The 6,367-nt window shown below is 73.1% G+C and carries 10 protein-coding genes; 5 read left to right on the top strand and 5 right to left on the bottom strand.

Features of this window, described 5'->3' with window-relative positions:
* Positions 1 to 191 precede the first annotated feature (191 nt).
* On the top strand, positions 192 to 566 hold the full coding sequence (locus tag ACWEMJ_RS33375; RefSeq protein WP_452140897.1) for a VOC family protein: 375 nt from the start codon (positions 192 to 194) through the stop codon (positions 564 to 566).
* A 109-nt stretch (positions 567 to 675) separates the two neighbouring features.
* On the opposite strand, the gene ACWEMJ_RS33370 is transcribed toward ACWEMJ_RS33375, so the two are convergent.
* The 4 genes from ACWEMJ_RS33370 to ACWEMJ_RS33355 all read right to left on the bottom strand — a co-directional run bounded on the left by ACWEMJ_RS33370 (position 676) and on the right by ACWEMJ_RS33355 (position 2,888).
* Positions 676 to 1,047: a hypothetical protein gene (locus ACWEMJ_RS33370; protein ID WP_452140896.1), complete on the bottom strand. Its 372-nt coding sequence runs from the start codon at positions 1,045 to 1,047 to the stop codon at positions 676 to 678.
* 213 nt (positions 1,048 to 1,260) lie between these two features.
* The gene (locus ACWEMJ_RS33365) at positions 1,261 to 1,626 is read right to left on the bottom strand and encodes an SCO4402 family protein (protein ID WP_452140895.1); all 366 of its coding nucleotides are present in this window, start codon (positions 1,624 to 1,626) and stop codon (positions 1,261 to 1,263) included.
* Between the two features lie 64 nt (positions 1,627 to 1,690).
* Positions 1,691 to 2,104, bottom strand: a complete 414-nt coding sequence (locus ACWEMJ_RS33360) for a hypothetical protein (protein WP_452140894.1) — start codon at positions 2,102 to 2,104, stop codon at positions 1,691 to 1,693.
* Positions 2,105 to 2,327: 223 nt separating this feature from the next.
* The gene (locus tag ACWEMJ_RS33355; protein ID WP_452140893.1) at positions 2,328 to 2,888 is read right to left on the bottom strand and encodes a carboxymuconolactone decarboxylase family protein; all 561 of its coding nucleotides are present in this window, start codon (positions 2,886 to 2,888) and stop codon (positions 2,328 to 2,330) included.
* A gap of 50 nt (positions 2,889 to 2,938) precedes the next feature.
* On the opposite strand from ACWEMJ_RS33355, the gene ACWEMJ_RS33350 reads away from it, so the two are divergent.
* Both ACWEMJ_RS33350 and ACWEMJ_RS33345 read left to right on the top strand, forming a co-directional pair.
* Positions 2,939 to 3,439, top strand: coding sequence for a MarR family winged helix-turn-helix transcriptional regulator (locus tag ACWEMJ_RS33350; protein ID WP_452140892.1), 501 nt, complete (start codon positions 2,939 to 2,941; stop codon positions 3,437 to 3,439).
* A gap of 155 nt (positions 3,440 to 3,594) precedes the next feature.
* Entirely contained in the window at positions 3,595 to 4,095 is a 501-nt protein-coding gene (locus ACWEMJ_RS33345; protein WP_452140891.1) for a DUF6624 domain-containing protein, read from the top strand.
* 43 nt (positions 4,096 to 4,138) lie between these two features.
* Here the strand turns inward: ACWEMJ_RS33345 and ACWEMJ_RS33340 are convergent, their stop codons facing one another.
* The gene (locus ACWEMJ_RS33340) at positions 4,139 to 4,906 is read right to left on the bottom strand and encodes a lysophospholipid acyltransferase family protein (protein ID WP_452140890.1); all 768 of its coding nucleotides are present in this window, start codon (positions 4,904 to 4,906) and stop codon (positions 4,139 to 4,141) included.
* Positions 4,907 to 5,271: 365 nt separating this feature from the next.
* On the opposite strand from ACWEMJ_RS33340, the gene ACWEMJ_RS33335 reads away from it, so the two are divergent.
* Positions 5,272 to 5,625 carry a TlpA family protein disulfide reductase gene (locus tag ACWEMJ_RS33335; RefSeq protein WP_452140898.1) on the top strand — a complete coding sequence of 118 codons (354 nt, stop codon included), beginning with the start codon at positions 5,272 to 5,274 and terminating at the stop codon, positions 5,623 to 5,625.
* 285 nt (positions 5,626 to 5,910) lie between these two features.
* On the top strand, positions 5,911 to 6,367 hold a 457-nt coding region (locus ACWEMJ_RS33330), incomplete at its 3' end, for an electron transfer flavoprotein subunit beta/FixA family protein (protein WP_452140889.1).

Genomic DNA, 6,367 nt, shown 5'->3' with positions numbered 1-6,367 from the left:
ACCTCACAGCACACGACTACCGGGCTCGACCCTCCGCCGGCAGACGAACGCTACGACTTCACCCGTCCGAGCGACATCACACATTCAACTTCAGTGGCGGGGCGGTGTTGTCGGACCCGGGTCGTACGCTCGCGGTGGGAACAACCAGCTTGCTACGAAAGGGTGTTGACGTGTTTCTCGGTCTTCGAACGGTGATCTACCCTGCGCCGGACCTTGCGGCGGCGAAGGCGTGGTGGTCCTCGGTGCTGGGCATCGAGCCGTACTTCGACGAGCCGTTCTACGTCGGCTTCAGCGTGGGTGGCTACGAGTTGGGGCTGGACCCGAGCGCGGATCCGGCGGGTGGGCCGGTGACGTACTGGGGTGTTCGGGACGTCGATGTGGCGCTGAAGTCGGTGCTGGAGGCAGGGGCGACGGTGCGGGACGCGGTGCACGAGGTCGGCGGCGGGATCCGGCTGGCGGCGGTGGTCGAGCCGTCCGGGGCGGTGGTCGGGCTGATCGAGAACCCGCATTTCGTGCTGCCCGACGCGGTGTCGGGCGAGGGCGCGGGTGACGGTCCGGGGCGCTGACCGGATCGGGACGGCCGAGGGGGCTCCGGTTGGGGCCCTCTCGGTCGTTCGGTGCGTCGGCGTCGGCGTCGGCGTGGGCTCGCCAGGGCTCGCGGCAGGTGTTCGGCTGTCAGTAGCCCGCGTTGGCGTGGTCGTTGAACCAGCTGGGGAGGTTCGGCCACCACTCGCCCGCGCCGGCGGTGAAGGTCATGCCGTCGCCGGAGAGGTTCACCTGCTGGCCGGAGTAGGAGGCCCAGCTGCGGAGCGAGGAGACCTTGTGGTTGACCAGGACGGGGAAGACCGTCCAGGTGCCGATGGGGAACTCCCAGCAGTCGCCCGAGTAGTTGAAGTCGGTGAAGACCTGGGCGTACCCGGCCTGCCCGTAGTGGGTGCAGTTGCCTGCCGCCTGGGCGCTGGGTGTGGCGACGGCGCCGAGAGCGGCGGCGGTGGTGAGGGCGAGGATCCCGGCCTTGAGGCGGGGCTTCCGGAACGTCAGGGGCATGTGTCGATCATCCTTTTGCGACTCGGGGTCTGCCGAAGAAGATGATGATGTACCGTCAGCGCGCCGCTGGCCAGGGGGCGTCCAGCCTGTGGTCGGGCGCGGGGCGGAAGCGGTCGGGCGAGGTACGGGCGGGCGGCGGCAAGGGATCGAGCGTCGGCCAGGGGCTGGCGGCGGTCGTCCAGGAGGAGCGCGGGGCCGCGGGGGTGGTGCGGGTCAGGGGGCCGTCGCGTGGTGGTCGTTGTGGATGAGGAGGCGGGCGAGGCGGGCGGAGGTGGTGGTGATGGCGGGCCAGGTGGGGGCCTGGAGGTGGTCGGTGGGGGTGGGGGCGGGCGGGAGGGTGGCTAGGTGGCGGTGGAGGGCGGTGCCGAGGTCGGCGGCGACGGCGGCTTCTTCGGGGGTGCGGAGGGTGTGGCCGAGCCAGGGGACGGGGGCGGTGGCGTCGCAGGCGTCGGTGAGGAGGGTGGCCAGGTACGGGGCGGGGTCGAAGTCCGCGTCCTGGAGGCCGGGGGCGGCCAGGGTGAGGACCGCGGTCACCAGCTGGTGCCGGAGGGCGGGAAGGGTGAGGCCGCGGTCGGTCACCGGGGGAGCGTACCGGCTGGGGCGGATGGCTGAGGGCTGTCCCGCGCCCCCGCTGGAGCTGGGGTCACGGAGTGTCCGGGTAGGTGCCGATGGCGCCGACCGAGCGAAGTGAGCGGCCGAGGTCTCCGGTGAGGATGCGGGGGTGTCGACGCCACCACCACAGGTCGGGGCCCGGCAGTCTGTGGAACCGGCCGAGCGCCTGGCCGTCGTCGTCGATGGTCGCGGCCCTGTATCGGTCGTCCAGGGCTTTGATCCGCGGGGTCCGGAGCTGAACGATGTGATCGTCCAGCAGGAGCCATGCCTCGTGGAGCCAGTTCCGGCAGTAGAGGTCGTTGGTGTACTCGGAGACGGAGTCGCCGTAGCCGTGCTCGATGAGGCTCACCAGGGCCTCCCACGCATCCACCCTGTCGGTGACCGCAAACGCCGTTCGCCAGCCCCGTTGGTGCAGGAGCTCGCCCGCCTCGGTTTCAGTTGCCATGATCACGAGGCTCCCACGCCGAGACCACCCGGACCACCACGTCGCGTCCCGCCGGCAGCCGGCGGTTTCCAACGGTGATCAGCCGCGATTGCCGGCTCAAGGGCGACGGCCACGCAGTGCTCGGCATCGCCCGCCTGCACAACCTCCGAGCCGGGTGGCCGAGCGCAACCGGCGCTCGACCGGCCTGGCCGCCACCGCCCAGAGATCGATTGCGGGACAGCCCTCAGGCGTAGGGGGCGAGTTGGGGGTCGATGGGGGCGGCGGTGAGGCGGTTGGCGAAGGTGGAGAGGGTGTAGGCGCCGATGCCGAGGATGATGTCGAGGGCGTTGCGGGGGGTGAAGCCGTGGGCGAGGAAGGCGGCGAGTTCGGGTTCGGGGACGGCGCCGGTGTGGTCGAGGGCGGAGTGGACGAAGCTCCGGACGGCTTCCAGGCGGGGGTCGGGGAGGGGCTGCCGGGTGCGCAGGGCGGTGATCAGTTCGGGGTCGGCGGCGAGCCGGGTGAGCTGGGCGGTGTGCATGGCGACGCAGACGTGGCAGCCGTTGCGGGTGGCGATGGTCATGATGACGGTCTCGCGGACCATCGGGTCGAGCTCGGTGGCGTCGAACATGGCGGTCAACTTGAGGAAGCCGTCGAGGAGTTGGGGCGAGTGGGCGAGCCGGGCGGCGGCGCTGGGCAGGTGGCCGAGGTGGCGGGTGACCTGTTCGAGGGCGCGGCGGGCGGCCGGCGGGGCGCTCTCGGGGGTGAGGTCGGGGAAGTGCTGGGCGGTGCCGGTGGTGGTGGACATGGCGGTCCCTTCGGACGGCGGACAGGTGCGCTTCGACGGCGCGCCCTAGAATGGACAACGTGGTTGACCAAAACGTAAACCAGGTTGTCGATCGGCGCAACGGCTTCGAGCTGCCGCTGCTGCTGTTCGCCGGATTCCGCACGATCATCGACGAGCTGCACGCCGAACTGGCCCGCCAGGGCCACCCCGACGCCCGGCCCGCGCATGGCTTCGCGCTGCAGGCGATCGGGCCGGACGGGGCGACGGCGAGCGAGATCGGCCGCCGGCTGGGGGTGTCGAAGCAGGCTGCCGGGAAGACGGTGGACCGGCTGGAGGCGCTCGGCTACGCGGAGCGGGTGGACGACCCGGGCGACGCGCGGCGCAAGGTGGTGCGGCTGACCCCGCGCGGGCTGGACATGCTGGCCCGGTCGGCGGCGGTGTTCGAGCAGATCCGCGGGCGCTGGGCGGCGGCCCTCGGCGAGCAGCGGCTGCGCGAACTGGAGGACGGTATCGCGGGCTTGACCGGCCCGTCCGGCTTCCGGCTGGACGCGGCGGGCTGGTTCGGCGGCTGAGGCCGAGGAGGGCGGCGCGCCCCGGGAACACCTCAAGTGTCCCAGCGGGGCGGCCGTCCTGTCGCCGGTCTTCGGAACGATCTTCGGCGCGATCCGCCCGGCCAGAATGGTCGTGGTCGGCGCCAGCGGGGCGCCCGAGCCCGACGGAGCGTGGAATGAAGCCCGAACTTGCCGCCCTGGCCGCGGAGTTGACGGCGATGGGGGCCGCCGACCGGGCGGCCGCGCCGCTGGCCAACAGCGAGGACCCGGCGGACCGGCTGGCCTGGCACCGGTCGACGGCGCGGCACGCGGACCGGCTGGCCGAGCTGCTGGACGCGCACGGCTGGCCCGTCGAGGCGGAGGTCGGCGCGGAGGCGGCACGGGCCGGCTGGCTGATCGCGCAGCACGCCGACCGTCAACTGGACGTGCAGCGGCGGGCGTTGGCGCTGATGGAGCAGGCGGTGGCGGACGGTGCGGCGGGGGCGCGGGAGTTGGCGTTCCTGCGCGACCGGGTGCGGGTGAACGAGGGGCGCGAGCAGGTCTACGGCACCCAGATCGCGGGCGTCCGGGACGGCGTGCCGGTGCCGTGGCCGTGCGAGGACCCGGCGCGGATGGACGAGCGGCGGGCCGAGGTGGGCATCGCACCGTTCGACGCGTACGTGGCGCAGTACGCCTGAGAAGAGCGCCGCCCCACCGGGAGACCGGCGGGGCGGCGCGAGGTCAGCGGGCGGCGCGGCGTTCGGCGCGGGCGGCGGCCTCGGCCTCGTCCTCGGCTTCGGCCTGCTCCAGGGTGGGGGCGGTGCCGCCGAGGTGGGCGGGGACCCACCAGGCGTCGTCGGGGCCGGCCGGCTTGGCGGGGTAGTCGCGCTGGGCGCGGTCGAGCATCTCCGACATGGCGGCGCGCAGGCGGCGGGTGACCATGACGGGCCTGTCGGCCTCGGTGAGGTGGATCGGCTCGCCGATCATGATGGTGACGGGCACGTGGCGCTTGGTCAGGGTCTTCGGACGGCCCTTGGTCCACAGCTGCTGGGTGCCCCAGAGGACGACGGGCAGCAGCGGGGTGCCGGAGTCGGCGGCCATCCGGGCGGCGCCGGTCTTGAACTTCTTCAGCATGAAGGAGCGGCTGATGGTGGCCTCGGGGAAGACGCCGACCACCTCGCCCTCGCGCAGCGCCTTGACGGCGGCCTCGTACGCGGGCTGGCCGTCGGTCCGGTCGACCGGGATGTGCTTCATGCCGCGCATCAGCGGGCCGGAGATCCGGTGCCGGAACACGTCGTCCTTGGCCATGAAGCGGGTCTTGCGGCGGGCCACCCGGTAGGCGCCGAAGCCGGCGAAGATGAAGTCCAGGTAGCTGATGTGGTTGCTGACCAGGACGGCGCCGCCGGTGGCGGGGACGTGCTCGGCGCCGACGATGGAGATCCGCAGGTCCAGCGCCTTGAACGCGGTCAGCGCGGTGCGGATCACCGGCGGGTACACGAACTCTGCCACGGTCAGTCCTACTTCCCACGGGCCTGCTGCCCGGTGCGGTCGATCCCGGGGCGTGGTGGCAGGGCCGACGGGTCGCGGCACGCCGCGGCGGCCACGGGTGTTTCCCTCCGATAATCCCCCGAACGGGCACAGTCTGTCACGCCCGTGCACGGCGCGACTCGGCCCGGTGGGCGCGAGCAGGGGCGGAACGCGCCGTCGGGAAGCCGCAGGAGCCGGCGCCGGGCGGTCGACGGCGGTGGCCGGGGCGGTACGGAGAGTGGTCATGACAGCGGGGCGGGCGGATTGTCCGGGCCCGGGGCGGCGTTTGTCACACTGGAGCGGTGATCGACGCGCCGGTCGGGCGCGGGTGGGACGGAGGCGGCGGGATGCGCAGCGGCAGCGGCAGCGGCAGCGGCAGTGACGGGGACGAGGCGGTGCGGCTGACCGGCGCGGAGCTCGGCGCCGCGCTGGGCGAGCGGGCCACGCTGGTGCAGTTCTCCACGGCCTTCTGCCAGCCGTGCCGGGCGACCCGCCGCACGCTGGCCGAGGTGGCGGGCCTGGTCGAGGGGGTGGCCCACATCGAGGTGGACGCCGAGTCGCGGCTGGAGCTGGTGCGCCGGCTGGGCATCGCCCGCACTCCGACCGTGCTGGTGCTGGACGCGGCGGGCCGGGTGGTGCGCCGGGCGGCGGGCCGGCCCCGGCGGGTGGACGTGATCGGGGCACTCGGCGAGGCCTTCTAGCGTTCAATCTCACAGGCGATCTGGTGCCGGGTCAGGTGGCAGCGGGGCCGCGCTGGGGCAGGATGGGCCAAGGCGGTGGCACGGTGCCAGGCCGGACCTGCGGCAGCGTAAGCTACTGGCGAGTAGTGACGGCTGAGCTACTCATGAGTATGCTGCCGGGGAGTTCCGGAGGGGCACCGGCGCGCGCCGCCCGGACCGCGGGCCCCGCGCGTGTGCCGAGACCGCTCGACACGCGACGGACGCAGCCGCAGCCGCCGGATCGGACCAGTAACAGGAGAGCAGGCCGTGAGCTTGAGGATCGTTGTCTGTGTGAAGTACGTGCCCGACGCGACCGGTGACCGTCGCTTCGCGGACGATGCGACCACCGATCGGGAGGGCGTGGACGGCCTCCTGTCGGAGCTGGACGAGTACGGCGTCGAGCAGGCGCTGCGGATCGCGGAGGCGAACGAGGGCGCCGAGGTGACGGTGCTGACGGTGGGCCCGGACGACGCGAAGGACGCGCTGCGCAAGGCGCTGTCGATGGGCGCGGACAAGGCCGTGCACGTCAACGACGACGACATCCACGGCACCGACGTGATGGGCACCTCGGCGATCCTGGCCGCGGCGCTGGAGAAGACCGGCTACGACCTGGTGGTGTGCGGCATGGCCTCCACCGACGGCACGATGGGCGTGCTGCCGGCGCTGCTGGCCGAGCGCCTGGGCGTGCCGCAGGCGACGCTGCTGTCCGAGGTCTCCGTCGAGG

It is taken from the genome of Kitasatospora sp. NPDC004531 (assembly GCF_053602195.1).
Note: the sequence above shows the minus strand (reverse complement) of the source record. Positions and strands in the feature narration are given on the sequence as shown.

Coding starts and splice junctions, on each gene's coding strand:
- ACWEMJ_RS33370 (WP_452140896.1), bottom strand. CDS start 1,047: ATGCCCCTGACGTTCCGGAAGCCCCGCCTCAAGGCCGGGATCCTCGCC.
- ACWEMJ_RS33360 (WP_452140894.1), bottom strand. CDS start 2,104: ATGGCAACTGAAACCGAGGCGGGCGAGCTCCTGCACCAACGGGGCTGG.
- ACWEMJ_RS33355 (WP_452140893.1), bottom strand. CDS start 2,888: ATGTCCACCACCACCGGCACCGCCCAGCACTTCCCCGACCTCACCCCC.
- ACWEMJ_RS33350 (WP_452140892.1), top strand. CDS start 2,939: ATGGACAACGTGGTTGACCAAAACGTAAACCAGGTTGTCGATCGGCGC.
- ACWEMJ_RS33345 (WP_452140891.1), top strand. CDS start 3,595: ATGAAGCCCGAACTTGCCGCCCTGGCCGCGGAGTTGACGGCGATGGGG.
- ACWEMJ_RS33335 (WP_452140898.1), top strand. CDS start 5,272: ATGCGCAGCGGCAGCGGCAGCGGCAGCGGCAGTGACGGGGACGAGGCG.